This is a genomic window from Streptococcus mitis, from assembly GCF_946190275.1.
GTDB classification, from domain to species: domain Bacteria; phylum Bacillota; class Bacilli; order Lactobacillales; family Streptococcaceae; genus Streptococcus; species Streptococcus mitis_DC.
This window is the reverse complement of the sequence record NZ_CAMHZQ010000005.1, coordinates 68,994-95,655: the sequence shown is the minus strand read 5'-3', so window position 1 is coordinate 95,655 and position 26,662 is coordinate 68,994. Positions and strand designations below refer to the sequence as shown.

Here is a 26,662-nt window from a genome sequence, read left to right as displayed (position 1 = left end):
TGAATGCTGTTCCACCTAGCTTTTGCTACTGATTATTTTACAAAGTCAAGCAAAGCCAAGAAGCTTTCTGCTTCAAGTGACGCACCACCTACAAGGGCACCGTCAACATCTGGACAAGCCATGTATGAAGCAACGTTTTCAGGTTTAACAGAACCACCGTATTGAACACGAACTTTGTCTGCAACTTCTTGACCAAAGTCAGCAGCTACAACGTCACGAACAACTTTACACATTTTTTGTGCGTCATCTTGTGAAGCTGATTTACCAGTACCGATAGCCCAGATTGGCTCGTAAGCGATAACTGATGCAGCAACTTGTTCAGCAGTCAATCCAGCCAATGCAGCAGATACTTGAGCACCTACGAATTCAGCAGCTTTACCAGCTTCGTAAGTTTCAAGTGACTCACCACAACAGATAATTGGAAGCATACCGTTTGCAAAGATTGCTTTTGCTTTTTTGTTAATATCTTCGTCAGTTTCATGGAAGTAGTCACGGCGTTCTGAGTGACCGATAACAACGTAGTCAGTACCGATTTCTTTCAAAACTTGTGGGCTAGTTTCACCAGTGAAAGCACCTGCATTTTCAAAGTAGCAGTTTTGAGCAGCAACTTTAAGGTTTGAACCTTTTGCAGCAGCAAGAACAGCTGTCAAATCAAGAGCTGGAGCAGCGATACCTGCTTCAACAAGATCTGATGAAGGAAGTTTTGATGCAACTGCTTCAACGAATGCTTTAGCTTCTTCTGGATTTTTGTTCATTTTCCAGTTACCAGCGATAAATGGTTTACGTGACATTTCACATACCTCTTTTTTCAATTTATTTTCTATTTATTTTATCACAATTAGACACAGCTTGCAAATCTTACTCGGATTTCAATCCTGCTTGCATGGATTAATCCTTCCAAAGATCCATGGCATTTCTGAAATCTGCAGATACCTGTGTCAACTGAGGATTGCTGACTTCTCTCTCTGCCCGCTTAGCCTCAATTTGAGCCACACTCTTGATTCCTTCATGGCGCCAATTTCTCAAAATGGCCTGAATGTACTTCCAGTTTGGTTTTCCATTCAAAACAGCTTCACGAAGAGCTTCCTTAATCAAGTCAGCACTGATCCCATCTTCTTTTAGTGTCTTAGTCAAATCTTCAATTTCAAAAGGAGTCAACAAGCGCCCCAACTCCTGCTGGAAGGTTTCTACCAACTCCTTGAGCTGATTTTGAGGTGTCAGCTGGTCTGAACTTGAATGAACTGCTCCAAGCAGGTCATCCAAACGTTCCAAGGCCAAACTAGCATCAAAAAGCAATTCGATTTCGCCATTTAATTCTATAGTACGGTACTGAAGCAGTCCCCTCTCCGTCAGATTGGAAATGGCCTGGTTGACATCTGAAATTTCCTTGCCAATCCTTTCAGCAATCTGACTTGGAGACATTTCTTCCAAGCCTGTCGTATTTTGCAAATAGAAAAATTGCCAGACTAGAAAATCGTCGCTAGAAGGAAAGAGTTCCTTAAAATGCAAGAGCAGGGCACTCGGTAAAACCAAGTTCCCTGATTTAAAAGCGTCTAAATATGTCATAATTCCTCTTATAAATATCCATATGCAGATGCATCATCTTCTATCTTTCTCCAGTCAAAAGGCGTCTCCTGATAGACCGCATAGTTTACCCAGTTACTGAAAAAGAGGGCTGCTGATGAAGACCAACAAAGACAAGGTACCTGATTGACATCATCATCCTTAAAGTAATTTTCTGGAATATGAGGATCCAAACCTGCATCACGATCTCGAAAATACTCTTTTGCCAAGGTATCACGGTCATACTCCAAATGCCCAAAACTATAAATTTCTCGTAAGTCACGACTGGCCAAAATAGAAACCCCAACCTGAGGTCCTTCTGATAAAATTTCAAGATTGGTCTTGTTTAAGACTTCTTCCTTAGAAATCTCCGTATGCCGTGAATGAGGAGATACATAGCTATCGTCAAAGCCTCTAAAGAGAAGATGACCTTCCTTTAAGGTGTCCTGAGGATAGATACCCGATAACTTACTGTCCATCTGGTATTTTTCCACTCCATAGCGCAGATAAAGACCAGCCTGAGCACCCCAACAGATATGAAGGGTCGAATAGACATGAGTCTTGGACCACTCGATTACCTGACTAAATTCCTCCCAATAGTCCACTTCCTCAAATGGTAAATGCTCAACTGGAGCACCCGTGATAATCATGCCATCAAAATACTCATCTTTGACTTCAGGAAAAGTTTTATAAAAGGTCTCCATGTGCTCTGAACGAGTTGTTTTAGAACGGTGGCTCTCCATATAGAGAAAATCGATATCCAGTTGCAGGGGTGTATTGGCCAAATGGCGCAACAACTGGGTTTCTGTGACCATTTTCTGTGGCATAAGATTTAAGATTAAAATCTTCAAAGGACGGATATCTTGGTGGGCCGCACGTTGATCATCCATGACAAAGATATTCTCTGTCCGTAAAATCTCAACAGCTGGTAGTTTTTTATCAATTCGAATCGGCATAACCCTCTCCTAACTGTATTCTTTCAGGAATCATTGCATATGTTTGAAACTCTTCGAAAATCTCTTCAAACCGCGTCAACGTTGCCTTGCCGTAGATATATGTTACTGACTTCGTCAGTTCTATCTGCAACCTCAAAACAGTGTTTTGAGCTGACTTCGTCAGTTCTATCTGCAACCTCAAAGCTGTACTTTGAGCAGCCTGCGGCTAGTTTCCTAGTTTGCTCTTTGATTTTCATTGAGTATGAAACTAAAACTCAAACACTTAGTCCTTTTATTATACTGCAAGAAGATATAGTTTTCAATTATAGTTTTTCTCTAACTAGCTATAGTCTATTTTTATATCCTAATGTAGAGAAAACAGCCCTAGGGACTGTTTTTCATTAATAATGCATCAGAACTTTGTAATCGTAGTCACCGATTTTTTCACGGCCGTTCAATTCATCCAATTCAACAAGGAAGGCACAACCTGCTACAACACCACCAAGTTTTTCAATCATCTCGATAGTTGCCTTAACAGTTCCACCTGTTGCTAAGAGGTCATCTACGATAAGAACACGTTGACCTGGCTTAATGGCGTCAGCATGCATAGTCAAGGTATCAACACCGTACTCTTTTTCATAGTCAGCAGAAATAACTTCGCGTGGCAATTTACCTGGCTTACGAACAGGCGCAAAACCAATTCCCAACTCAAAGGCAACTGGACAGCCCACGATAAAACCACGAGCCTCAGGTCCCACGATCATGTCAATTTTCTTGTCAGTAGCATACTGAACGATTTCACGAACAGCGTAGCTATAAGCATTCCCATCAGCCATCAAAGGACTAATATCACGGAAGGTAATTCCTTCCTTTGGATAATTTTCAATTGTTGCAATATAATCTTTTAAATTCATCTTTTTCTTTCTTTCAAAGTTTTTTACTCTCTATTATAGCATATTTTTTAAGAAAGAAAAAAGGAAAAGTTAACTTCAATGATTATCTAACGATTTGCGATTTATGACTAGCCATAGCAATAAAGCCCAAGTTCTTTTTATTCTTATCAAACATTTTATACATAGTTAAAAACTGCTTTCTATTCTCCTTTTTACAAGCATTTACACAAATCTTCAAGGTTCCTAGCCAACCTTCGTCATAAATCATACCTGATAATTTCATTAATGTCATTTCACCAGTCAATACTTTCACATCACAATAACCTGATTCTATCATCACCTGTTCCCAACCATCTTGAGTTAAAGGACCTACATTTACATGAATTGCTTGCGACAATTCCTGTCTGACAGACTCTTTAGCTTCCTTAAGAAGCACATCATGTGTCAAGAGAAGACCTTCAGGTTTTAAAACCCTTAGATATTCCATTACACATTTTTTCTTAGCTTGATCGGCTTGCATAGTCAGCATAGCTTCATTTATAACAATATCAAAACTAGCATCTTCATAAGGAAGTTTCATTGCATTTGCTCTTTCAAAACTGATTAAATGACCAACACCTGCCGTTTCAGCAGATTTTTCAGCCACTTCTAAAGCTTGAGCATCCATATCAACAGCAGTTATCTTACAACCAAAACGCTGTGCCAACTCAATTGCTGTAGTTCCCCTATTGCACGCAACTTCTAGTATTCTCTTTTCTTTTGAAAATCCTCCTTCCGCAATTAACCAATCTGTAGCACGTTTTCCACCTGGACGTAAGCGTTTTTTCCCCAATTTTGCTAAAAACTTATGACCTGCTTCTGACATTTGAACACCTCTATTTTTTCTTCATTATAACACAAAACGATATTATCTGACAATTCTAATCTATTATTTGATAAACTAGAATCAAAAGCATACAAGCTGACATGACTATAGCATAAATCTATTAACCACCTCTCTAGTTCGAATTCAATTGCTCACGTAGTTTACGCATATAGGTTACGACTATTTTTGTACTTTGGAATTGCTCTCATCTTCATCCACTATACGAATCTCCACCTTCCTGTTCGTAGAGCCACGATTTCGCTATCCCTTCCTCTGACGGTTCTAATTTCCAACGTCAAATTTGAGAATCACTAACAGCTTCACTAGTAAATGCTACCCACAAATAATACTCAATGGAAATCAAAGATCAAACTAGGAAGCTAGCTGCATACTGTACTTGAGTACGGCAAGGCAAAGCTAACGTGGTTTGAAGAGTATTACAAATCCAGATAAACAACATGCCCGTTCTAAGCAAAAAAACGAGCACTTTCGTACTCGCCCTTGTTTATAAACTACTGATTAAAGTGAGTTTACGTCAACTTTGATACCAACACCTTGAGTAGTTGTGATAGTCAAGTTTGTTACGTAAGTTCCTTTAGCTGTAGCTGGTTTTGCTTTTTGGATTGTTTCGTTGAAAGCTTTGAAGTTTTCAACCAATTTTTCAGCTTCAAATGATACTTTACCGATGATTGCTTGAACGTTACCTGCACGGTCAGCACGGTAAGTGATTTTACCACCTTTAGACTCTTCAACTGCTTTAGCAACATCCATTGTTACAGTACCAGTTTTAGGGTTTGGCATCAAGTTACGTGGTCCAAGGACACGTCCAAGACGTCCAACAAGAGCCATCATGTCAGGTGTAGCGATAACTACGTCGAAGTCCAACCAACCGTCGTTGATTTTAGCAACAAGGTCATCTTCACCAACAAAGTCTGCACCAGCAGCTTTTGCTTCTTCAGCTTTTGCACCACGTGCGAAAACAAGAACGCGTGAAGTTTTACCAGTACCGTTTGGCAATACCATTGCTCCACGGATTTGTTGGTCAGCTTTTTTAACGTCGATGTTCAAGTTGTAAGCAACTTCTACAGTTGCGTCAAATTTTGCAAAGTTAGTTTCTTTTGCAAGTGCTACAGCTTCTTCTACGCTGTATGCTTTTGTGCTGTCGATTTTCTCAAGAGCAGCACGAAGTTGTTTGCTTTTTTTAGCCATTTTCTATTCTCCTTGTAAGTGGTTCAATCGATTTTCATCTCCCACGTCACTCCTCGAAATGATGAAGTCTTGCGGGTTTTCAGTCTATTAGATTCTTTTCCTATTTCATTAAGCTCCCTTGCTGTACCCAAGTACAAGCTTCAGTCACTTGCCTAGCATAAAAAGCAACTAATAGACTGCTGTGAGATTTTCTACTGTGTTATTGATTAGTCAACAACAGTGAATCCCATAGAACGAGCAGTACCTTCGATCATACGCATTGCAGACTCTACGTTTGCTGCGTTCAAATCTGGCATCTTAGTTTCTGCAATTTCTTGTACTTGCGCACGAGTAACTGTAGCAACTTTAGTTTTGTTAGGTGTACCTGATCCTTTTTCAACACCTGCAGCTTTTTTCAAAAGAACAGCAGCTGGTGGTGTTTTAGTGATGAAAGTAAATGATTTATCTTCGTAAACTGAGATAACAACTGGAATAATCATACCAGCTTGGTCAGCTGTACGAGCGTTGAACTCTTTTGTGAATCCCATGATGTTGATACCAGCTTGACCAAGAGCAGGTCCAACCGGTGGAGCTGGTGTAGCTTTACCAGCAGGGATTTGCAATTTTACAAGTTTTTCGACTTTTTTAGCCATTTTTAAATCCTCCTTTGTGGTTTTGGCGGTAATTAGAGATTTTTACCTCCCACAAGTATGCTTTTCACATACCCATCTATTATACACTATTTATCTGGAATTGCAAGAGAAAAGTTTATTTTTTAATCGACGTAATCTCCGCCTTCAAATCCATAGTATTCTTCCAAACTGAGACCACTCTCAGCAATTTCTTTTGCTTCTTTTCCGACATAACGAAGGTGCCATTCTTCAGCCATATAGCCTGTTTCCTTTTCCTTGCCTTTGAGATAACGGACAACAAAGCCATAATCAGCCGCATGATCCAAGAGCCATTGGGCCGCTTTTTCTTCTGTCACCAAATCACCATTTGTCCCAATCACATCAAAGGCTAAACCTGTCTGGTGTTCGCTATAGCCAGGTCGAGCAGAATAACGGTCGGCAGCTTCTTTCCCATCTTGATTTACATAATCTTGATAGAGTTTGGTCTGAGTTTCATAACTTCTAAAGCCACTGTAATGATCACTGATTGGGAAACCTGCCTCTTGCATAGCTTTGATGAGCTTGACCAACTCAGCCTTGGCTGTTGGATTTTCCCCTGGATTGTAGTCTTTTGACAATGGATAGTGTTTGTTGGCTACGATGATTTCATCGTATTTTCCTTGGATGCTGTAGTAGTCTCCTTTGTTAACCACTTCTGCTTTTTTCTGGGCAGCTCCTTGAGATTTACTGCCGACTGTTCCATCAGCTTTGGCTGTTTGTTCTGTCTTAGCTGCTCCATCTTCATTTTTTGCTTTTTCTTGTGAACAAGCTGCTAGACTCAAGGCTAGCAAGGCTGTCAAGACAAGGTATCTTTTTTTCATTTTTACTCCTTTATTTCTAATAGTTTATCTACTTCTGACGATAAACGTTTGACTAATCTTTTAATCTCATCCGTTTTTGCTTGGTAGGTTTCTGCTGTCATTTCTTCAAAGGGGACCCACCAGACTGGTCCACGACCCTTGAGACCGTGACCATTCATATCACCTCTTCGTCTAGGAAACAGATGCCAATGGAGATGGGCATCGCCATTTCCTAGCAGTTCGATATTCATTTTCTCAGCAGCAAAGGCCTTGGCAACTGCCTCTTGGACTAAACTCATTTCTTCTAGAAAACGGATTCTAGTTTCCTTCTCTAAATGATGCAATTCGGTAACATGTTCCTTGGCTAGAAAGAGACTATAGCCTGCAAAATACTGGTGGTCTCCAATCACAAGATAGCCTGTTTCTAGTTCTTTTACAAAGTAGGGATTTTCTCCCTTCTTGATGAGCTCAATTCTCTGACAAATAAGGCACATATTAGTCTACCAGTGCGCTCTTAAGATAGGCATCAACCATACGCTCCGTCGCGACAACTGAATCAATATGAGTACGCTCATAAGAATGACTAGACTCGATACCAGCACCGAGAAGGGCATGCTTAACCTCTGCCCCTGCAGACATGGCCGCTGAAGCGTCTGAACCGTAAAATGGATAGATATCTAGTTTAAATGGAATGTCTTGCTCTTTTGCTAGAGCAACCAGATGTTGGCGGAATTCATAGTGATAAGGACCTGAAGCATCCTTGACACAGATAGAGACTGTGTACTCGTCTGTCTGCTGATCATCTCCCATTGCTCCCATGTCCACAGCTAGATATTCGACAACTTGACTAGGGATACTTGAGTTAGCACCATGCCCCACTTCTTCAAAGACTGAAAAAGCAAAATGGGTTGTAACTGGCAATTCAATCTTCTCTTTCTTATAAATACGAAGCAGATTAAGCAAAATCGCTGCGCTGACCTTGTCATCCAAATGTCGAGACTTGATAAAACCAGTCTCTGTCACGACAGTTCGTGGGTCAAAGCTGATAAAATCACCTACCTCAATCCCGAGAGCACGAGTTTCTTTTTCATTGGTCACTTTTGCATCCAAACGCACTTCCATATTGTCCTGGGTACGTTCTGCAGTTCCTGCATCCTTGTAGACATGGCAAGAAGTTTGGTGGATGAGGATGGTACCTGATACTTTTTCACCTGTGCTAGCCACATGAACGATACAGTTTTCACCTTCGATCATGTTCCAAGGAAAACCACCGATACGGTCCAATTTAAGACGGCCGTCTGGTTTGACAGCACGGACAATAGCACCAAGCGTATCCACATGGGCAGTCACATAGCGATGCTCTTCATCATTTTGCCCTTTGATGGTTACATTGACACCGCCCTTGGCTGTGCGAACCGGTTGGTAACCAAAACCTTCTAGAGTCTTAACTAAATAATCCGAAATCTCACGAGTGAAGCCCGTTGGCGACGTAATGGCTGTCAGTTCTTTGATATATTCTACTGTTTGATTCATTTCTTCACCTCTTTTGCTACCTATTATAACACATTTATCATCGGATAAAAAAAGAAAATCACTCCTGTAGACTTGGCTACAAAAGTGATTTTAATGATTATTCCATTTCAAAAACATCACTTTCTTGCTTGTTTGGTAGAACCAATGAGAGCAAGATTCCGACAATAGCTGGCACCAACCATGGGAGAGATGCCTTGGCAAAAGGAAGAGCGTTGACAAGGTTTGCAAGAAACTCAACTTTAAATGAGCTTCCTAGTACGCTTGCAATGGCAATGGCTGTAACAACAGCAATTGTCAACTGCATACCTGGTTTTGAAAGAGCCACAAATTTGTTGACAATGACAATCATGACGATAGCAATCGTGATTGGGTACAAGATAACCAATACTGGGATTGAGTACTTGATAATCGCATCAAGACCCAAGTTGGCAATAGCAAATCCAATCAAGGTAAAGGCTGTCGCATAAACCTTGTAGCTGATTCGTGGGAAACGCTCATTAAAGAACTCAGCTGTTGACACAATCAAACCAACTGTTGTTGTGAAGCAGGTTACGGTAACCATAGCTGCAAGGAAGAGTTGAGCTGTTGAGCCAAAGATTTCTTGAGTGGCTTGTGACAAGATGTAAACACCCGGTGTTCCACCCTTCATCGCTTCAGCAGGTACTGGGAAATGATTTCCAAGGAAACCTAAACCGATGTAAAGAGCGCTGAAGGCAAGGGCAACAACGATACCAACCACCCAAATAGTTGAAATGTATTCTTTCTTACTTGAAAATCCAAGTTGTTTCAAGGTTTGAACTGCGATTACGCTAAAGGCAACTGAGGCAAGGGCATCCAAAGTATTGTAACCTTCTAGGAAACCTGTACCAAAAGCAGAAGCTTGATAAGCAGCTGAAGCAGCTTGAGGACTTGTTCCACCGTATTTGAAAGCTCCTAGAACAACCAAAATGACAATCAAGATTGCAAAGACTGGCGTTAAAATTCGTCCAATGCGGTCTAAGATTTTTGATGGATTAAGCGAAATCAAATAGGCTGCCGCAAAATACAGAACCGTAAAGACAATCAAACCAAGACCTTTATTTGCATCCGACAAAAGGGGGCTAATTCCTACTTCGTAAGCTGTTGTAGCTGTACGTGGGATAGCAAAGAATGGACCGATTGACAAGTAAAGAACTGAGAGGTAGAGCGTCGCAAACCAAGGCGCTACCTTTGTTGAAATCTCGTGAATATATCCTTTAGGATTGAGCGTTCCAATAATAAGGGTCAAGACGGCGATACCAACGCCTGAAAAGACAAAACCTGCGATAGCAGGAAGAAAATGTTCTCCAGATAGAGCACCTAGAGAAGGCGGAAAAATCAAGTTCCCCGCACCAAAAAATATTCCAAACAGGAGCAAACCTGTTAGGGCACCTTTTTTAGCCATGAAAATCTCCTTCATATTTATAAAATACTGACTTAGTATATCATGAATAAGAGTATGAAAAAAGTATCACGAAGTAAATATTGAATGTTTTCAAGATTCTCAAAAATGAGAATTGTCTAAAAATAAAATTCTCCTACCCAGGCCACACCGAGTAGGAGAAAGTCTACTGTTTACAGTTCTTCAAAAGCTAACATGCCACCCTGAACATTGATAACCTCATAACCTTGTTCAGCTAGAAATTGACAAGCACGCGCCGATCTCATTCCAGATTTGCAAATGACATAATGCAACCGGCCCTTGTCCAACTGATTATAACTATCAGCCAATTGACTAAGCGGTAGGTTGAGAGCACCTTCTAAATGAAGAGCTTCAAACTCATCTACTTCTCTCACGTCCACTAGAGAAAGTTGGTCGTTTTGGTATAGCTGGTAAAATGCGTCAAAGGTAATTTCTTTCATTCTTTTTCTCCTAAAATAGCTTTAATTCTTTTTTTCAAATCTGGCACCACTTCTGCCTCAAACCAAGGATTTTTGGCCATCCAGATTTGATTTCGTGGCGAGGGGTGAACTAGAGGAAAATAGTCTGGCAGATAGTTCTGGTAATGTTTTACCCGTTCTGTCACCTTGCCACTAACTTTCTCATGTAAATAGTAGGCTTGGGCATACTGGCCAATCAAGAGGGTTAACTGAATATCTGGTAATTCTTGCAAGAGCTGCAGATGCCATTTTTCTGCAAAACCAGTCCGCGGCGGAAGATCACCCGACTTGCCATGCCCTGGAAAGTAGAAATCCATAGGCAAAACAGCAAAATAACCTGAGTTGTAAAAGGTGTCCTCATCCACACCTAGCCACTCTCGCAAGCGATCACCACTTTTGTCCTTCCAATAAAGGCCTGCCTCTTGGGTTTTAAGTCCCGGTGCCTGACCGATAATATTGATGCGAGCAGTCTTTGGCGCCGCAAAGAGAGGTTCAATGCCACGCTCTGTATAGCTGGCATTCTGCGGATCCGCCATAATAGCCTGCTTGATTCTTTCGATTTGAGACATCTGTTTTCCCTCCAAAAAGAAGTCCAAGCATAAAATCTCAGACTTCTATCGTTTTATTTGATCAATTCATAGATAGCTTCGGCATAGATTGCTGCAGCTCGGAAGAGATCGTCCAAGGCGATAAATTCATTGGCTTGGTGCATGGTGTCAATTGAGTCTGGGAACATAGCACCATAGGCAACACCTCGTTCTAGCAAGCGACCAAAGGTTCCACCACCGATGACTTGCTCGTGACCTTTAAGACCAGTTTGTTTTTCATAAACATTCAACAAGGTTTGCACAAGTGGATCTTCCATTGGCACATAGTGAGGGGTATGACCGTGCTCAGAAAGGCTAACAGAAGCAACTGGCAAGTTTTCAAGGATTGACTTGATTTGTTCTGGACTTGTTCCTTTTGGATAGCGGATGTTAAGGGCAATGGTATTATCAGCACTTGTTTCATCAAAGCGGAAGACGCCTGCATTCATAGAAAGGGCACCCATCTTTTCATCCACATGAGCAATCTTGAGATTTTCACCCTCATGATCGTTCAAGAGAATCTTACCAGCGATGTCAAGGTAGTCTTTGGCTGGACCAGCAAAGTCAAACTGGCTAAGGAAGAGGGCTAGGTAAGTCGCACCATTGACACCTGAAGCAGGCATAGCACCGTGGGCTGATTTACCAATGACGGTCACCTTGTATTGGCCAGCTTCTTCTTGGAGTTCTCCTCTAAGTTTATGTTCTGCAACAAAGGCATCTAGTTTAGCTTGCAAGTCAGCCAAATCACCTGAAACGACTGCTGTTGCTGATTCTGGTACCATGTTTTCACGCAAACCACCTGTAAAGCTGTGAAGACGGGCAGCACCTGCATTTTCTCCTGTAAAGTGAAGGTATTCTGTGATGTTTCCTTTTTCACCGTTGATGATAGGGAACTCAGCATCAGGAGAGAAACCAAAGTCTGGTTTTGCAAGTCCTACGTGCTCGAAGTAGTAGTCCATGTCTGCCCAGCCTGATTCTTCGTCTGTCCCGACGATGAAGCGAACTTTCTTAGAAGTTGGAAGGCCCAACTCTTTGATGATTTTCAAACCATAGTAACAAGCCGTTGTAGGACCCTTGTCGTCCGAAGCCCCACGCGCATAAAGGCGACCATCTTTGATAGTTGGTGTGTAAGGGTCTGTGTCCCAACCGCTACCAGCTGGCACCACGTCCATGTGGGCAAAGATTCCGAGAACTTCTTCTCCATCACCAAACTCAAAATGTCCTGCGTAGTTGTCAACATTTTTAGTTGGGTAGCCATCACGATCTGCTATTTCAAGGAATTTTTCCAAGGCTTTTACCGGTCCAGGTCCAAATGGATGTTCAGCATCAACCTTGCTGTCATCACGTTCTGAGTTGATTTCTAAAAGGCTAAACAAGTCAGCCAAGAGATCTTCTTTGCGTTTTTCTACTTCTGCTGTAAAATCAATTGTTGTCATTTCTTTCTTCTTTCTATCTTTTCTCAATGATTTCATCTACTGGCAAGCGGTAGCTTGGTTCCAATTTTTCGTCTGTGTATCCCACTGTAATCAAGAGTTCTGGGCGGAAGCGGTCTTCGATATCCAAAACTTCGTTGACTTTTGATTTGTCAAAACCAAGAATCAGATTTGATCCGATTCCTTGGTCTGTAAGAGCGAGAACCAAGTTCATAGCAACCAAACCTGCATTGAGGGCTAGGTAGTCGCTGACTTGTTGTTCACTGTATCGCGCAAACTCGGCAGGCAAATTCTTCATAAAATATTGAAGTTACTCTTCAGAAAAGTTATTAGCACCACCAACACGGGCAATCTTACGAGCACGTTTAGCCAAATCTGTGTCTGTAAACAAGGCAATAGTTACAGGCGCTGATGATACCTGTTCAAAGTTTGAACCGTAAGCCAATTTTGCTAGTTCGGCATTTTTCTCACGCACCACTACAAATTTCCAAGGCTGGCTGTTGTGGGCACTTGGTGCCAAGGTTGCAATTTCGATAGCCGTACGCACATCTTTAGGATCAACTGGCTTATCAGTAAACTGCTTAGTCGCATGACGTTTTTTATTTAATTCAAGAAATTTCATAATCGATTTCCTTTTCTAATTCTACTGCTTCCATTCTACCATAATTTGAAAGAGCTTGCAGGGATTTTCCATGATTAAGTTTTTTTATCACAACCATAAAAAATATATATTGGTTCATCAAGAAAGTTTCTGATAAACTAGCAAGTACTTTACATTTGAATGGAGACATTATGAAAAAATTTAGCCTATTACTACTCATCTTCCCATTTTTAGTTGCCTGTGGGAATCAAGCTACACCTAAAGAGACTAGTTCTCAAAAGACAATCGTCGTTGCTACAGCAGGCGACGTGCCACCATTTGACTATGAAGACAAGGGCAATCTGACAGGCTTCGATATTGAAGTTCTAAAGGCAGTGGATGAAAAACTCAGCGACTACGAGATTCAATTCCAAAGAACTGCCTGGGAAAGTATCTTCCCAGGACTTGATTCTGGTCACTATCAGGCTGCGGCAAATAACTTGAGTTACACAAAAGAGCGTGCTGAAAAATACCTCTACTCACTTCCAATTTCGAACAATCCCCTCGTCCTTGTCAGCAACAAGAAAAATCCTCTGACTTCACTCGACCAAATTGCTGGTAAAACAACGCAAGAAGATACCGGAACTTCAAACGCTCAATTCATCAATAACTGGAATCAAAAACACCCTGACAATCCTGCCACTATAGATTTTTCTGGCGAGGATATCGGCAAACGAATCCTAGACCTCTCTAACGGTGAATTTGATTTCCTCGTTTTTGACAAGGTATCCGTGCAAAAGATTATCAAGGATCGTGGTTTTGATCTTTCTGTGGTTGACTTACCTTCTGCCGATAGCCCCAACAACTATATCGTTTTCTCAAGTGACCAAAAAGAGTTTAAAGAGCAATTCGATAAAGCACTCAAAGAACTCTATCAAGATGGAACACTTGAAAAACTCAGCAATATCTATCTAGGTGGCTCTTATCTCCCAGATCAATCTCAGTTACAATAAGATATATTAAAAACGATTGGACAGGCCAATCGTTTTTAGTTTGCATTGATTATCTTAGGGAACTCTTACAAAAAATCAAAAAAATTCTTCACATCTTCTACATACCCATGCTTTTCTATTAAGCTTGCTAATAATTCCAGATTGTGTCCCTGATAGTTATCGTCACGACGCAGTTCTTCATACATTTCGATAAAGGGAAGCCCCTTGGACTTGGCCAATTCTAACTCAGCTTCATAGTCATAAGCGACTTTACGAAATAGGATATTTACCAATTCCCCATCTTCAACTTCTATCACGGCATACTGGGCACGGTGATTTTTTAACGCTTCCCAATTAAAATAGGGCATACCAATCGAACCTGGATTGATGATTTGTTGCCCTTGACTGCCATAACGAAGCAACTGCTTATGAACATGACCATAGACTGCCACGTCGGTTTCCTCATCTAGCAGTTTGTCAAATTTCTCTGTATCATTCTCAACTAGCAAGTCACCACCATAGTTCTTATTTGGCAAATTATGAGAGATAGAAAAGCGCAGTCCCTCAACTTCTTTCTTTTCCAGCAAAGGCAAGCTTCGTAGCCAGACAATCGTTGCAGGATCCATTCGCTCCATCAAAAACTGGGTCATGCGCATTGACTGGATTTCTTTTGGATGTTCCAAACCATATTCACCATCCAAGGCCTCCAGGACACGATCATCCCAATTGCCTCGAACACTTGCTGTAATAGGAAGGTCCTTTAGCAGGGCGACCAAGTCATTTGCGCCTGGACCAGGAAGAAAAATATCTCCCAGAAGCCAGTATTCACTGACTCCTTGATTTTTAGCATCTGCAATCACTGCTTCTAAGGCAGTCGCATTGCCATGAATATCTGATAAAATTGCGATTTTATGATTCATAGTGGTCTCCTTCTGTTTGATAATCTACTCTCTCTTCCGCTACTTGAGACAACTCCATTTCTTCCTGCGGGTTCAACTTCCTCTGCACAGCCTCTGCTACTGCTCTTGGTACCCCAACTTCGACAATCTCATCCACACTGGCTTCCTTGATTTTTGTCAGAGACTTGAAATGCTTCATGAGATTTTGCTTGCGTTTAGGTCCCAGCCCTTCAATTCCATCCAATTGTGATGAAAAGGAATTTTTGGAGCGCAGTTGGCGGTGGAAAGTAATAGCAAAGCGATGGACCTCATCTTGGATGCGTTGGAGAAGGAAAAATTCCTGAGAATTGCGAGACAGCTCTACCACCTCAAGCGGATCTCCAAAGAGCAATTCATGGGTTTGGTGCTTATCATTCTTTTGCAAACCTGCAATTGGAATATCCAAGCCCAGCTCCTCTTGAATGACCTGCTTGGCGATATTGACTTGACCTTGTCCCCCATCGATGACAATCAAATCTGGAGGAGTCAAACCGTCACGCTGTACTCGACCATAGCGCCTGCGAATGACTTCTCTCATACTGGCATAGTCGTCTGGTCCAACCACAGTCTTGATTTTATACTTACGATAATCCTTCTTACTTGGTTTGCCGTTAACAAAGACCACCATGGCTGAAACGGGACTGGTCCCCATGATGTTAGAGTTATCGAAGGACTCGATGCGAACTGGAGTCGGAATTTGGAGCAAGCGTCCTAGATTTTCAATAGCCCCTTGGGTCTTTTCGACAGATTTCTCTAGCAGATTAAACTTCTGCTCCAGACTGACTCGAGCATTCTTTATAGCCAGATTGACCAGTTGTTTTTTCTCTCCACGCTGAGGCTTAAGAATCTTGGTGTCTACCAAAGCCTTGACAGCTTCTTCGTCAATATCCTGCGGAATCAGTACCTCATTGGGAACTAGATGAGATTTTTCTTGATAGAATTGTCCTACATAGGTTAGAAAGTCCTCATCTGGATCATTATAATAAGGGAAAAGATTGACATCCCGCTCAATGAGTTTTCCCTGACGGACAAAGAAAACCTGAACACACATCCAGCCCTTATCCACATAGTAGCCAAAGACATCGCGATTTTGGAGATCCTTAGCCATGACCCGTTGCTTGGTTCGAAGCGTTCCAATAGCCTGAATCAAATCGCGATATTCCGCCGCACGTTCAAATTCCATAGTCTGAGCTGCCGCTGCCATTTTGCCCTTTAGGTCATCGATAATTTTGTCATCCTGCCCTTTCAGAAAATCAGAAACCTCCTGGGCCATAGACTTGAAATAAGCCTCATCTTTATTACATATGGTGTGAGCCATACACTGGCCGATATGGTAGTAAAAACAGACCTTAGACGGTGGATTCGTACACTTGCGAAAAGGGAAAATCCGATCCAGCAACCGCTTGATTTCATTGGCCGCCCCCACATCGGGATAAGGTCCAAAATAAAGACCTCCATCTTTTTTGACCTGACGAGTGATAATCAAACGAGGATAGCGTTCATTGGTGATTTTGATGAAAGGGTAAGACTTATCATCCTTGAGCATGATATTGTACTTGGGCTTGTTTTCCTTAATCAGGTTGATTTCTAGGAGAAGCGCCTCAATATTAGACTCCGTAACAATAAATTCAAAATCCACAATTTCAGACACCAAGGCCTCTGTCTTGGTATCGTGACTCCCACGGAAATAAGACCTCACGCGGTTACGCAGATTTTTAGCCTTTCCTACATAGATAATGGTGCCGTTTTTATCCTTGTGAATGTAACAACCAGGGCTGGTTGGCAAGAGCTCTAATTTTGATTTAATCAAGTTGTTCATAGTTCCATTATAGCAAAAAAGTAGGGAAAGATTGTTCCCTACTCACTAGTCTCATATATTTTTCGAAGGTTTGCAACATCCACTTCCTGAATACCATAAAAGGAACCCGCAGGTTGCATGACAGACTTTTCATCTGTATGGTCCAAGCCAATCGCATGCCCCAACTCATGTTCTGCCGTATGGACAATGCGCTCATAGGAATAGCCATAGTCTGGATTGGACAGATAATAGTGATTCAACCGCACCGTTACAGACAAGAATTGCCCCGTTAAGAGATTGGTCTGACTTTCCGCCTCTCCTGCCACAGGAGTGCCTCCGTCATTCATCTCCGTAGCCATAATATCTGCCTTACTGGACTCGGTGACAATTTCAAAGTTAAAAGCACCAGTTTGATTCCAATTCTGAATTGCTTCTACATAAGCTTCTTGAAAGCGTGAATCCATCTGGGGATCTAGGTAAATACGAGCTGAAGTCTGCGGCCACCTTCCTTCAGAGTGTTGATGGCTATCTATCTGGTTCAACTTAGGCAGTTGCCCTGTTTTTTCCCACTGGTCGATACTTTGTTGACCAATCTTTACTGACCGTTCTGCTTGCTTTAGCGCTCCTTGAAAATCCCCGTTCAGATACCAGAGAAGACCGAAAGCAAGCGCACATAAGAGCACAACTATCCAAACCAGGCGCCAAAACAAACGCCACACAAAAGAAAAGAAAGTCCCTATCAAACGAAAAAGCAAGCGCATGTCCCTCCACCTTTCTAGAAAATAAAGACTATTTTACTAAAACAAGCTGAAAGAAAGCTAAATACTGGCTTTTTCATCTTAACGTCCTACTATTTTTTTGAATAACTGAATAGCTTTGTATTTTAAAGGCGATGGATGATAACGGAAAGTACCTGCTTTGCGTACAATATAGCCATTAAAATTTTGTTTAAAACGCAAAACACCATCACTGCCATCAAAAATCCCTTGAATCCCTAGGAAGTTGTATTGATGGATATTTCGTTGCATTGTCTGCTTCATCGCATGATATTGAAGTAAAAATGGAGCTGAAAACTTCTGATACTCTGCGTACGACCCCCCAAACAAGTACGTTGCCTCTGTATTCGTGTAGATTATTAAAGCACAAGCTAGAGCAACATTGCCAGACTCACTATCCAAACTAGTTAGAAAATCTTTTTTCTTTTGCAAGGCTTGGTATTGCTGGTGAAATTGTTTCGACTTCTTGTCAAGACTATCCATCTTCACATTTAAAGCATCTATAGACTGTTGCGGATTGACTTCAGCAATTAGGAAATCCGCCTTATCTCCAAACATATCATACAATTTCATGTAATAATCTAAATTCTTATCCTCAAAACCTTGTCTTTTACCTGTTTCTTCGATAATTTTTTTGAATATTGGAATTTCTTCCCGTTCTGCATTGCGAATAAGAATATTAAAATCAAAGGCCGACTGAATGTTGCGAATACTATTTTTATTAAAGGATTTTAATAAGGAAGCAGCATCATAATCTTGCAAATCTTTGATGTAATGCCAGCTGACTTCTCCACCTGGATAACCTCTTGTCAATCCATCAAATTGATAACCTAAATCAGTTAAACCTTGAATAATACTTTTTTTCTCAGCATCTATTGGATTACCTTGGCTATCAAAAGTTTGATAAGTTTCATAAGGTTTTACAAGCAACTCTAATACACCATTTTGCTTGGCATATTCTTTTAACTCCGCATAAAAAATTGGAAGAGCATCTTGTTGGGTATAAATCGGACCCGAATTGAGCTCCATATGCAGGCCACCCAGCATGGGCAAGCTATAAACCAGGGCTGCAACTTGAATTTCTCCTTCTTGTTTCAAAGCAAGATAAACAATTCGAGCCCCTCTTTTTTCTAACAAGTCCCCCATCTGGACAGATTGCATAAAGGAACGAGAAGAAACCTGATCAGAATAAGCCTGAAACTCTTCTCTCGTGAGTGTAGTTAGTGCCATATACTTACTTTCTATGTTTTTTTCTTAATGTTTTACGGAAATCAAGAGCAAGTCTTAACAGAGGATAGAGAGGATGAGTGGGCATTGTAAATTCACCCAAGTATTCTTCAATCGTTGGATTAAAATTAGCTTTAAAACGATAGAGTCCACCATCTAAAGCATTCTCGACGCCTCCTAAATTTTGCCATAAAATGCCACGTTCAAAGGAATATCGAGCTGTCTCATACCAAGTCAAAATAGGAGCTTTATAACGTCTAAAATCTTCATCCATTCCTGCGTATAGATTGACAGAAGTTTGTCCGAATTCTAAAGTCAAGGTAGCCGCTAAGGGAACTCTTGCTTGACCTGCATCCATATATTCCTGCAGGAAAGTCAATTCCTCAAACAAACGTTCTTTTTCCTTCTTCTGCGCTTCTACTTTTGAAGTTCGAGTCGACTCAGTAAACGTCTCTTCCAAAGCTCTGTTTTTCGCTAACTGTTCTTCTAATTCTTGCGAACGTTTAGAGACATCCAAGGTTGCCAAGGTGATGTAGGCCTTGTCCTTAAAATTATCTAACAACTTTTTATAATAGGCTTCATTCCTCAAATGAATCTCTTTCCGCTTCTCGGTTTTTTTCATCAAAAAGGAAAAGGACTCCAATAATTCAGTTCCACCAAATTGAACCTCTACACCCTTATTCCGTGCTGTTCGAATAGCCTGTTTTGTTGACTTGGAAAGTTTATCTTCTTCAAAATTTTCCTTGTATATTTTCGCCTGAATACGAGGCTGAATGGTGTCCCCCATTTCCTCCGTTTTTCCTGACCACCTTACTCCCATTTGTTGCAAACTATCAATGATAGCCAAACTTTCAGGATATTCTGTCTTTTCCTGATTGATTAAACTTTGAGACAGGCAAATACTTGGATCAAAAGTCACAAAAATAGCTCTCCTGCTACGAGCATAAGACTTAATGGACTGAATGACAAAACTCAAGAGTTCCGTATCACCATAATCCAATATAGGTCCTCTTGGGATGTAAAACATTTTATAGCCTAGTGGAAGACTTCTAATCAAAATACTAGCTGTCGCCAATAATTTTTCTTCCCTGTAGACACCAAACTTCTCATGTTCCCAATCAGACTTAACTTCCTCCCAAGCACTACTTTGTAATACATTGCCTAATTCATGGTCTTTGACAAACTGATCATATTCTAATGTGGGAATGCCAATTTGATAACGGTACATTTCCTACTCTCTTTCCTCCAGTATCTTATTACTATTCTACTACTTTCGTTTGAAAAGTCTAGTGAAAACATATTTTATTTTAGTTCTCCCCCTATGCTGAAGTTCAAACTAAGTCAATCTCTCTTCTAATTTAAAATCAATTGGTAGGGTTGCTAAGAACCGTTCCAATTGTTTTTCCCAGTAGTACCACTCGTGAGTTCCAGCGCTATGGCTATAGGTCACATCAAAGCCCAGTTTTTTGAGATTTTTCACTGCTATATTATTGGCTTCGTACAAGAAATCCTGCTCGCCACACCAAGCCCAAAGTTTGGTCTTTTTGTCCGATTTTTTAGCCAGACTTTCAAGAGAATAGGGGCTAGCTGTCCAATCTTTAATCTCCCCAAAAACACCTCTCCAGTATGCTGGCGTTCCCAAATCTTGGCTTTCAGGAGAAAACTCTTGAAAGCTAAGAGCACCCGAAAAACTAGCCGCATGAGAGAAACGATTTGTAGCAAGAGCCAATTTGAAACAGCCGTAGCCTCCCATAGAGAGGCCAGCGATAAAGGTCTTTTCACGCTTGCTGGTCATATTAGGGAAGAAGCGTTTCAAAACCTGTGGCAATTCCTCTGCTAGAGCTGTGTAATAGTCAAAACCATATTGGGTATCGGTATACCAACCATTGCTGGTATTGGGCATAACAACGATGAGATTAGTGCCTCGAAGCAAGCGTTCTACATTGGTTCGCTTGAGCCAACTATTATGGTTGCCAGACATCCCGTGCAAGAGGTACAAGACGGGAATGTCTTTACATTCTGGATCTTCCACTCGATTGGCATCAGGGTAGAGGACATTCACTCCCCACTCCATATCCAAGACTTGTGAGTAATACTCAATTTTCATTACTGCCATGATTTGCTCCTTCTATTTTCCGATAAGAAAAAGCCGAAATTCGACTTTCTCTCTGTTTATTTCAACGATTATTTTGCTTCCATGACTACTGGTAAAATAGCTGGACGACGCTTAGTCTGGTCAAAGAGATACTTTGTCAGATTATCACGAACCTTCCCTTTGAGATCTGCCCAGTCAAAGTCATCTCCTTGAAGATAGTCTTCTACCGTCTGGTTAATCAATTCTGAACTTTCACGGAGAATATCACGGCTCTTCTTGAGATAAACAAATCCGCGCGTATGAACACGAGCCTTGGCCACAATTTTCTTCTCACGACGGTTAACGGTAATTGCTACGATGAAAATACCGTCCTCTGACAAGACCTTACGGTCACGAAGAACCACATTTCCAACATCACCAATGGCATTCCCATCAATCAAGACATCCCCTGCCGAAACTGCGCCAGCTGGGACAAAGTCCCCATTCTCATAAGCCATGCTGGTTCCCTTTTTAGGAATGAAAATGCGTTCTGGTAACATCCCGACGGCCATAGCAGCCTTAGCATGGGCATCCAACTCACGGTATTCCCCTTGAATTGGGAAGAGATACTTGGGTTGCAAGAGATTAATCATCAACTGCAAGTCACGCGCATTCCCATGTCCTGACACACGCAAGTTTTGGGTGATCAATTTGACAACTCCACCAGCTTGGTAAATCATGTTTTCCACACGCGCCACGACCGCTTCCTTGGCGATAGATGGAGTGGTTACGATATAGACTAGGTCACCGTCCTTGATTTCCACATAACGGTGACGACCAATCGACATCTTGCGAAGACCGTTGATAGGCTCACCCATACGACCTGTCTCAAGGATAATCAACTCATGGTCTTCAAAGCGAGACATATCTTTTGGCTTAATCAAAAGACTCTCGTTAGCTAGAGATAATTTCTTGAGGCGAATAGCAGTGCGGACGATATTTTCAATATCAAATCCTGTCAAGACCACACGACGGCCTGTTGCATCCGCAGCGTCAAACACCTGCTGAATACGAGAGAGGTTGCTAGCTACTGCTGCAACGATAATACGACCCTCCCAGTCCGAAATGGTTTGAGTGATCTCGTCCCCAACTTCACTTTCGCTAGCCACTTGGATATTACTATCCGCATTGGCTGAATCACTGAGCAGAGCTAGAACTCCGTCACGACCGATTTCTGCCAAACGAGCGAAGTCTGTCGCATAAGATTCACTAGCTGTCTGGTCAAATTTGAAGTCGCCTGTATAAACGATGCTACCTTCAGCTGTCTTCAAGACCACACCCAGACTTTCTGGGATAGAGTGGGTTGTACGGAAGAAGGACACCACAGTTCCTCCAAAATCAATCTCCGAATCCTCATCAATGACATGGAAATCATTGAATTTCTTAACTGTGTCATTTCCTTTGACAAAGAGTTTTGCCAACTCAATGGTCAATTCAGAGCCAAATACAGGTACCTTGGCTTCAGCCAAGAGATAAGGCAGAGCACCAATTGCATCCGCATGGCCGTGGGTCAAGAAGACCCCAGCGATACGATCGCTATTTTCAAAAAGGTAGTCCATATTGGGAATGACCACATCCACCCCTAGTTGTTCATTTTCAGGATATTTCAGACCTGCATCCAAAACGAAAATAGACCCATCGATTTCAGCGATATACATATTTTTCCCATTTTCACGTACACCACCAAGTGTTGTTAAACTGATATTACTCATTTTTCCTCCGAAAGCTTAATTTATCTTGATTATAGGGTTGCTTACCCTCTTATTCTAAAAGCACTACTTTTAGCCGAATCTTTTCCTACCATTATACCATTTTTTTGATGATTTTCAAAATGAAGATTTGTTTTCAAAAAAGAGCTGGTTTCCCAACTCTTTCCTACATCTACTCTTTTTCCATTAAAAAATCATAAATTTCTTGCACCGTACCCAGCGCCATCATTTCTTGGTCTTTGACAGTTTGTTTGAGATTTTGGTAAATCTGACTTTCTCCTATCTCTCTCTTTGGCGCTTCTTTATTGACTGTCATCACACCATCTTTAATCGTCACAAAGCCTAGTTCTTCAAAGACTTGAATCATCTTGACCAGCAAGATTTGCTGAATATTGAGATAAGTAGCCAAATCCTTCAGCTTGTAGCGAATATCAAACTCTGGGAACTGGTAGATGGTCTTGTACAATTTGGCAAACTGCTCTCTAGTCCCATACCCTGTCAGATAGTAGGCCTTGTCAATATCATTTTTGAAATAGACAGCAGAGAAATTTTGTTCCTGAAAAATGGTCTTCAGCTGAGTAATATCCTCAGGAATGGTTTTCACGACAATAGCTTCACTATTTACTAGATTCGGAAATTCTCCAGCAAAATCCAAGACTGGAACTCCCTCTGGTAAGACTGCATTCTTCCCACGGATGTTAAAAAGTTGAACACCCTCCACACGCGCATCCACCATCATCAACTGCAGGGCAGTTTGGCCATTCCATTGGTTGACAGACAATTTGACTGCCAGCTCTAGATTCTTGGTTTGAGAAAACTCTGTCGCCCATCTGCCTTGGCCAAAGGCTACCACTTCAAAATTCGCCTCACCTTTGGAAATTTTCAACTTGAGATGGGCATTGCCTGCCCCCATAGTACGGGCACTTTCGACCTGAAAATCCTTGATATAAAAGACAGGTTTCTGATTGTCCATGCCAAAAGGTGCCAAGCGCTCAAAGTTCTTGACTGTTTCAAGACTCAAAGTTTCCAAATCCAACTCTTCATCTAGATTTAACTTGTTCTTGCCACCAGCATCTGCACCTTTTTCACGAACATAATCTTCCAAAACCTGAGATAAATCTGAGAGTTTCTCAATTTCCAGCGTCATTCCTGCTGCGCCAGCATGACCACCAAAGGCGATAAAGAGGTCTCGATGGGGATCCAGGGCTTCAAAAATATCGACCGCTTCCACACTACGAGCACTACCCTTGGCACGACCGTCTTCTATATTAAGAACAATAACTGTCTGCCCTAGCTCTTCCAACAAACGACCAGCAACGATACCTAGAACCCCAGGATTCCAGCCTTCCTTGGCCAAGACTTGGACCTTCTTCTCAGGATCCACCATGATCTTGGCTTCTTCATAGATTGACTGAACGATTTCCTTGCGCTCTTCGTTTTTCTGATGAATCATGAGGGCAATCTCATGCGCTTCCTCGTCGTCAAATCCAGTCAACAAATCAATAGCAGGATTGGGATCATCCAAGCGCCCCAAGGCATTTAAACGAGGAGCAATCTGGAAGCCAACCGTTTCTTCTGTCACTTCATTAGCAGCAATCCCAGCCATATTCAGCATTTCTTGCAGGCCGATGCGCTGGGTATGTCCCAACATTTCCAGACCATATTGGACCAAGATACGATTTTCATCCGTCAGGCTCACCATATCTGCAATAGTTCCGATAGCAACCAAATCCAGTAGTTCCACTTGCACTTCTTCTAAAAGGGCACAAGCCAGCTTGAAGGCCACTCCACAACCAGCCAAATATTTGAAAGGATAATCCGCATCTGGATGCTCAGGATGAACGATAGCATAAGCATCTGGCAAGGTTTCTGGCATGGAATGGTGGTCGGTCACAATGACATCCACTCCCATAGACTGGGCCAATTCAATAGCTTCGTGACCCGCAACCCCATTATCCACCGTCACAATCAAGGAAATCCCTTCTTGCTCGATAAAGTATTTATAGACACTTGCATTAGGTCCATAGCCATCAGTAAAACGATTGGGTAGGTAAACACGGCACTCGGCACCAAGCTGTTCCAAACTTTCCTTCACAATAGAAGCCGAAGTCATACCATCCGCATCATAATCACCGTAAACGAGAATACTTTCCCCTTCTTCAATGGCCTGACGAATCCGTTCCACTGCCTTGTCCATATCATGGAGCAGATAAGGGTCGTGCAAGTCCTCCAAGGAAGGTTCTAAAAACTTCTTCAGACTTTCTTGGTCCTGAATCCCTCTCTCAAACAATAACCGAGCCACCTCAGGACCCAGTCCAGCCTTCTTGGCTATTTTTGTAAAATCCGCATCTTCTACCTGCGGGGCAAACTGCCATTCATAAGTAGGTGTTATCAAAAAGACATCCACTCTTTCTAAGAATTCTATTGCTTCATTATAACATGATTTAGGCTTTTTCTCTATCCAGATTGCTTTTTTATAAAATTTTAGTGAATTTTTAAGATATGATTTGACAAGGCAATTCTTTTGGTGTAGAATCGTGTTATAAAATCTAACACAAAGGAGATTCCTTATGGCTTTAGTAGAATTTGAACACGTCGAAAAATATTACGGAGACTACCATGCACTCCGCGACATCAATCTCCGTTTTGAAAAAGGACAAGTCGTTGTCCTACTCGGACCATCTGGTTCTGGGAAATCCACTCTTATCCGTACCATCAATGGTTTGGAGGCTGTCGACAAGGGAAGTCTTCTAGTCAATGGCCACCAAGTTGCTGGTGCCAGCCAGAAAGATTTAGTTCCTCTTCGCAAGGAAGTCGGCATGGTTTTCCAGCATTTTAACCTCTATCCGCACAAAACAGTGTTAGAAAACGTAACACTAGCACCCGTAAAAGTTCTAGGAATTGATAAAAAAGAAGCTGAAAAAACAGCTCAAAAATATCTGGAATTTGTAAATATGTGGGACAAGAAAGATTCTTATCCAGCCATGCTTTCTGGTGGACAAAAACAACGGATTGCCATCGCACGTGGACTCGCTATGCATCCTGAACTCCTCCTCTTTGATGAGCCAACATCTGCTCTTGACCCTGAAACCATCGGCGATGTTCTGGCAGTTATGCAAAAATTGGCCCACGATGGTATGAATATGATTGTCGTTACTCATGAAATGGGCTTCGCCCGTGAAGTTGCTGACCGCATCATCTTTATGGCTGACGGAGAGGTTTTAGTAGATACGACAGATGTTGATGACTTTTTCGACAATCCAAGCGAACCTCGTGCCCAACAATTCCTCAGTAAAATCATAAACCACGAAAGTGACAAAGTAAAATAAGGAGGCACCTATGAAAAAGAAATTCTTTTTATCCGCATTATTGATTAGCCTTTTCGGCCTTGCTGCTACAAAACCAGTTCAGGCTGATACTAGTGTCGCAGACATTCAAAAGAGAGGCGAGCTGGTTGTCGGTGTGAAACAAGACGTTCCCAATTTCGGTTACAAGGATCCCAAGACAGGGACCTATTCTGGTATCGAAACCGACTTGGCCAAGATGGTAGCCGATGAACTCAAGGTCAAGGTTCGCTATGTGCCTGTTACCGCACAAACTCGCGGACCACTTCTAGACAATGAACAGGTCGATATGGATATCGCGACCTTTACCATCACAGACGAACGTAAAAAACTCTACAACTTTACCAGTCCCTACTACACAGACGCTTCTGGATTTTTGGTCAATAAATCTGCCAAAATCAAAAGTATTGAGGACCTAAACGGCAAAACCATCGGAGTCGCCCAAGGGTCCATCACCCAACGCCTGATTACTGAACTGGGTAAAAAGAAAGGTCTGAAGTTTAAATTCGTCGAACTTGGTTCCTACCCAGAATTGATTACTTCCCTTCACGCTCATCGAATTGATGCCTTTTCCGTTGACCGCTCTATCCTATCTGGCTATATCAGTAAACGCACAGTACTGCTAGATGATAGTTTCAAGCCATCAGACTACGGTATCGTTACCAAGAAATCAAATACAGAGCTCAACAACTATCTTGATAACTTGGTTACTAAATGGAGCAAGGATGGTAGTTTGCAGAAACTTTATGACCGTTACAAGCTCAAACCATCTAGCCATTCCGCAGAATAAGGAGGAC

General features: G+C 41.8%; 26 protein-coding genes and 1 pseudogene. 3 read left to right on the top strand and 24 right to left on the bottom strand.

From position 1 onward, the window contains the following. Window positions 1-32 precede the first annotated feature (32 nt). The 16 genes and pseudogenes from tpiA to N8M20_RS04445 all read right to left on the bottom strand — a co-directional run bounded on the left by tpiA (window position 33) and on the right by N8M20_RS04445 (window position 13,107). Window positions 33-791 (bottom strand): triose-phosphate isomerase, encoded by a 759-nt coding sequence (gene tpiA, locus N8M20_RS04520; protein ID WP_000087891.1) that lies wholly within the window; start codon window positions 789-791, stop codon window positions 33-35. Between the two features lie 97 nt (window positions 792-888). Further along, entirely contained in the window at window positions 889-1,566 is a 678-nt protein-coding gene (locus tag N8M20_RS04515; RefSeq protein ID WP_261079227.1) for a DnaD domain-containing protein, read from the bottom strand. A gap of 8 nt (window positions 1,567-1,574) precedes the next feature. Then, complete coding sequence (gene metA / locus N8M20_RS04510; RefSeq protein WP_261079226.1) at window positions 1,575-2,519, bottom strand: homoserine O-acetyltransferase MetA; 945 nt, start codon at window positions 2,517-2,519, stop codon at window positions 1,575-1,577. Window positions 2,520-2,899: 380 nt separating this feature from the next. Continuing rightward, on the bottom strand, window positions 2,900-3,412 hold the full coding sequence (locus tag N8M20_RS04505; RefSeq protein WP_001049318.1) for an adenine phosphoribosyltransferase: 513 nt from the start codon (window positions 3,410-3,412) through the stop codon (window positions 2,900-2,902). 82 nt (window positions 3,413-3,494) lie between these two features. After that, the gene (locus N8M20_RS04500) at window positions 3,495-4,256 is read right to left on the bottom strand and encodes a class I SAM-dependent methyltransferase (protein ID WP_261079225.1); all 762 of its coding nucleotides are present in this window, start codon (window positions 4,254-4,256) and stop codon (window positions 3,495-3,497) included. Between the two features lie 519 nt (window positions 4,257-4,775). After that, on the bottom strand, window positions 4,776-5,465 hold the full coding sequence (gene rplA / locus N8M20_RS04495) for a 50S ribosomal protein L1 (protein WP_001085675.1): 690 nt from the start codon (window positions 5,463-5,465) through the stop codon (window positions 4,776-4,778). 206 nt (window positions 5,466-5,671) lie between these two features. After that, on the bottom strand, window positions 5,672-6,097 hold the full coding sequence (gene rplK / locus N8M20_RS04490) for a 50S ribosomal protein L11 (protein ID WP_001085807.1): 426 nt from the start codon (window positions 6,095-6,097) through the stop codon (window positions 5,672-5,674). Window positions 6,098-6,219: 122 nt separating this feature from the next. Next, window positions 6,220-6,936 (bottom strand): LD-carboxypeptidase LdcB/DacB, encoded by a 717-nt coding sequence (gene ldcB, locus N8M20_RS04485; RefSeq protein WP_261079224.1) that lies wholly within the window; start codon window positions 6,934-6,936, stop codon window positions 6,220-6,222. Between the two features lie 2 nt (window positions 6,937-6,938). Continuing rightward, on the bottom strand, window positions 6,939-7,409 hold the full coding sequence (locus tag N8M20_RS04480; RefSeq protein ID WP_261079223.1) for an HIT family protein: 471 nt from the start codon (window positions 7,407-7,409) through the stop codon (window positions 6,939-6,941). 1 nt (window position 7,410) lies between these two features. Next, the gene (locus N8M20_RS04475; RefSeq protein ID WP_261079222.1) at window positions 7,411-8,448 is read right to left on the bottom strand and encodes a M42 family metallopeptidase; all 1,038 of its coding nucleotides are present in this window, start codon (window positions 8,446-8,448) and stop codon (window positions 7,411-7,413) included. Between the two features lie 97 nt (window positions 8,449-8,545). Next, a complete protein-coding gene (gene brnQ / locus N8M20_RS04470) occupies window positions 8,546-9,871 on the bottom strand; it encodes a branched-chain amino acid transport system II carrier protein (RefSeq protein WP_261079221.1) in 1,326 nt (441 codons plus the stop codon). A gap of 170 nt (window positions 9,872-10,041) precedes the next feature. Next, a complete protein-coding gene (locus N8M20_RS04465) occupies window positions 10,042-10,329 on the bottom strand; it encodes a rhodanese-like domain-containing protein (RefSeq protein WP_261079220.1) in 288 nt (95 codons plus the stop codon). Continuing rightward, window positions 10,326-10,916, bottom strand: a complete 591-nt coding sequence (locus tag N8M20_RS04460; protein ID WP_261079219.1) for a uracil-DNA glycosylase family protein — start codon at window positions 10,914-10,916, stop codon at window positions 10,326-10,328. The genes N8M20_RS04465 and N8M20_RS04460 overlap by 4 nt, the downstream gene beginning before the upstream one ends. A 53-nt stretch (window positions 10,917-10,969) precedes the next feature. Next, window positions 10,970-12,370 carry a dipeptidase PepV gene (pepV, locus tag N8M20_RS04455; protein ID WP_261079218.1) on the bottom strand — a complete coding sequence of 467 codons (1,401 nt, stop codon included), beginning with the start codon at window positions 12,368-12,370 and terminating at the stop codon, window positions 10,970-10,972. Between the two features lie 13 nt (window positions 12,371-12,383). Further along, window positions 12,384-12,989, bottom strand: a pseudogene (locus N8M20_RS04450) (nitroreductase family protein). After that, window positions 12,976-13,107 (bottom strand): hypothetical protein, encoded by a 132-nt coding sequence (locus N8M20_RS04445; RefSeq protein ID WP_261079248.1) that lies wholly within the window; start codon window positions 13,105-13,107, stop codon window positions 12,976-12,978. Before N8M20_RS04445 ends, N8M20_RS04450 begins: the two are co-directional and overlap by 14 nt. Window positions 13,108-13,159: 52 nt before the next feature. On the opposite strand from N8M20_RS04445, the gene N8M20_RS04440 reads away from it, so the two are divergent. Next, on the top strand, window positions 13,160-13,960 hold the full coding sequence (locus N8M20_RS04440) for an amino acid ABC transporter substrate-binding protein (protein ID WP_261079217.1): 801 nt from the start codon (window positions 13,160-13,162) through the stop codon (window positions 13,958-13,960). Window positions 13,961-14,025: 65 nt separating this feature from the next. On the opposite strand, the gene N8M20_RS04435 is transcribed toward N8M20_RS04440, so the two are convergent. The 8 genes from N8M20_RS04435 to recJ all read right to left on the bottom strand — a co-directional run bounded on the left by N8M20_RS04435 (window position 14,026) and on the right by recJ (window position 24,916). Beyond that, window positions 14,026-14,859: a metallophosphoesterase family protein gene (locus N8M20_RS04435; RefSeq protein ID WP_261079216.1), complete on the bottom strand. Its 834-nt coding sequence runs from the start codon at window positions 14,857-14,859 to the stop codon at window positions 14,026-14,028. Beyond that, the gene (gene uvrC / locus N8M20_RS04430) at window positions 14,849-16,696 is read right to left on the bottom strand and encodes an excinuclease ABC subunit UvrC (RefSeq protein ID WP_261079215.1); all 1,848 of its coding nucleotides are present in this window, start codon (window positions 16,694-16,696) and stop codon (window positions 14,849-14,851) included. Before uvrC ends, N8M20_RS04435 begins: the two co-directional genes overlap by 11 nt. Before the next feature lie 38 nt (window positions 16,697-16,734). After that, a complete protein-coding gene (locus N8M20_RS04425; RefSeq protein WP_261079214.1) occupies window positions 16,735-17,436 on the bottom strand; it encodes a M57 family metalloprotease in 702 nt (233 codons plus the stop codon). 78 nt (window positions 17,437-17,514) lie between these two features. Next, window positions 17,515-18,681 carry an aminoacyltransferase gene (locus N8M20_RS04420; protein WP_261079213.1) on the bottom strand — a complete coding sequence of 389 codons (1,167 nt, stop codon included), beginning with the start codon at window positions 18,679-18,681 and terminating at the stop codon, window positions 17,515-17,517. A 4-nt stretch (window positions 18,682-18,685) separates the two neighbouring features. Further along, window positions 18,686-19,906 (bottom strand): peptidoglycan bridge formation alanyltransferase MurM, encoded by a 1,221-nt coding sequence (locus N8M20_RS04415; RefSeq protein WP_261079212.1) that lies wholly within the window; start codon window positions 19,904-19,906, stop codon window positions 18,686-18,688. Window positions 19,907-20,014: 108 nt separating this feature from the next. Continuing rightward, complete coding sequence (locus tag N8M20_RS04410; protein ID WP_261079211.1) at window positions 20,015-20,794, bottom strand: alpha/beta hydrolase; 780 nt, start codon at window positions 20,792-20,794, stop codon at window positions 20,015-20,017. 68 nt (window positions 20,795-20,862) lie between these two features. Then, the gene (locus N8M20_RS04405; protein ID WP_261079210.1) at window positions 20,863-22,524 is read right to left on the bottom strand and encodes a ribonuclease J; all 1,662 of its coding nucleotides are present in this window, start codon (window positions 22,522-22,524) and stop codon (window positions 20,863-20,865) included. Between the two features lie 169 nt (window positions 22,525-22,693). Further along, on the bottom strand, window positions 22,694-24,916 hold the full coding sequence (gene recJ / locus N8M20_RS04400) for a single-stranded-DNA-specific exonuclease RecJ (protein WP_261079209.1): 2,223 nt from the start codon (window positions 24,914-24,916) through the stop codon (window positions 22,694-22,696). A gap of 175 nt (window positions 24,917-25,091) precedes the next feature. Here recJ and N8M20_RS04395 point away from each other — a divergent pair, with 175 nt between their 5' ends. Both N8M20_RS04395 and N8M20_RS04390 read left to right on the top strand, forming a co-directional pair. After that, window positions 25,092-25,850, top strand: coding sequence for an amino acid ABC transporter ATP-binding protein (locus tag N8M20_RS04395; protein ID WP_173268039.1), 759 nt, complete (start codon window positions 25,092-25,094; stop codon window positions 25,848-25,850). Between the two features lie 10 nt (window positions 25,851-25,860). Continuing rightward, window positions 25,861-26,655: a transporter substrate-binding domain-containing protein gene (locus tag N8M20_RS04390; protein WP_261079208.1), complete on the top strand. Its 795-nt coding sequence runs from the start codon at window positions 25,861-25,863 to the stop codon at window positions 26,653-26,655. The last annotated feature ends 7 nt before the right edge of the window (window positions 26,656-26,662 follow it).

Coding starts and splice junctions, on each gene's coding strand:
- ldcB (WP_261079224.1), bottom strand. CDS start 6,936: ATGAAAAAAAGATACCTTGTCTTGACAGCCTTGCTAGCCTTGAGTCTA.
- N8M20_RS04465 (WP_261079220.1), bottom strand. CDS start 10,329: ATGAAAGAAATTACCTTTGACGCATTTTACCAGCTATACCAAAACGAC.
- N8M20_RS04505 (WP_001049318.1), bottom strand. CDS start 3,412: ATGAATTTAAAAGATTATATTGCAACAATTGAAAATTATCCAAAGGAA.
- N8M20_RS04440 (WP_261079217.1), top strand. CDS start 13,160: ATGAAAAAATTTAGCCTATTACTACTCATCTTCCCATTTTTAGTTGCC.
- N8M20_RS04410 (WP_261079211.1), bottom strand. CDS start 20,794: ATGGCAGTAATGAAAATTGAGTATTACTCACAAGTCTTGGATATGGAG.
- N8M20_RS04415 (WP_261079212.1), bottom strand. CDS start 19,906: ATGTACCGTTATCAAATTGGCATTCCCACATTAGAATATGATCAGTTT.
- metA (WP_261079226.1), bottom strand. CDS start 2,519: ATGCCGATTCGAATTGATAAAAAACTACCAGCTGTTGAGATTTTACGG.
- N8M20_RS04395 (WP_173268039.1), top strand. CDS start 25,092: ATGGCTTTAGTAGAATTTGAACACGTCGAAAAATATTACGGAGACTAC.
- N8M20_RS04420 (WP_261079213.1), bottom strand. CDS start 18,681: ATGGCACTAACTACACTCACGAGAGAAGAGTTTCAGGCTTATTCTGAT.
- uvrC (WP_261079215.1), bottom strand. CDS start 16,696: ATGAACAACTTGATTAAATCAAAATTAGAGCTCTTGCCAACCAGCCCT.
- N8M20_RS04460 (WP_261079219.1), bottom strand. CDS start 10,916: ATGTCTCAAATCGAAAGAATCAAGCAGGCTATTATGGCGGATCCGCAG.
- rplK (WP_001085807.1), bottom strand. CDS start 6,097: ATGGCTAAAAAAGTCGAAAAACTTGTAAAATTGCAAATCCCTGCTGGT.
- N8M20_RS04445 (WP_261079248.1), bottom strand. CDS start 13,107: ATGAACCAATATATATTTTTTATGGTTGTGATAAAAAAACTTAATCAT.
- N8M20_RS04390 (WP_261079208.1), top strand. CDS start 25,861: ATGAAAAAGAAATTCTTTTTATCCGCATTATTGATTAGCCTTTTCGGC.
- brnQ (WP_261079221.1), bottom strand. CDS start 9,871: ATGGCTAAAAAAGGTGCCCTAACAGGTTTGCTCCTGTTTGGAATATTT.
- N8M20_RS04500 (WP_261079225.1), bottom strand. CDS start 4,256: ATGTCAGAAGCAGGTCATAAGTTTTTAGCAAAATTGGGGAAAAAACGC.
- N8M20_RS04425 (WP_261079214.1), bottom strand. CDS start 17,436: ATGCGCTTGCTTTTTCGTTTGATAGGGACTTTCTTTTCTTTTGTGTGG.
- N8M20_RS04405 (WP_261079210.1), bottom strand. CDS start 22,524: ATGAGTAATATCAGTTTAACAACACTTGGTGGTGTACGTGAAAATGGG.
- N8M20_RS04475 (WP_261079222.1), bottom strand. CDS start 8,448: ATGAATCAAACAGTAGAATATATCAAAGAACTGACAGCCATTACGTCG.
- pepV (WP_261079218.1), bottom strand. CDS start 12,370: ATGACAACAATTGATTTTACAGCAGAAGTAGAAAAACGCAAAGAAGAT.
- N8M20_RS04480 (WP_261079223.1), bottom strand. CDS start 7,409: ATGTGCCTTATTTGTCAGAGAATTGAGCTCATCAAGAAGGGAGAAAAT.
- N8M20_RS04435 (WP_261079216.1), bottom strand. CDS start 14,859: ATGAATCATAAAATCGCAATTTTATCAGATATTCATGGCAATGCGACT.
- rplA (WP_001085675.1), bottom strand. CDS start 5,465: ATGGCTAAAAAAAGCAAACAACTTCGTGCTGCTCTTGAGAAAATCGAC.
- N8M20_RS04515 (WP_261079227.1), bottom strand. CDS start 1,566: ATGACATATTTAGACGCTTTTAAATCAGGGAACTTGGTTTTACCGAGT.
- tpiA (WP_000087891.1), bottom strand. CDS start 791: ATGTCACGTAAACCATTTATCGCTGGTAACTGGAAAATGAACAAAAAT.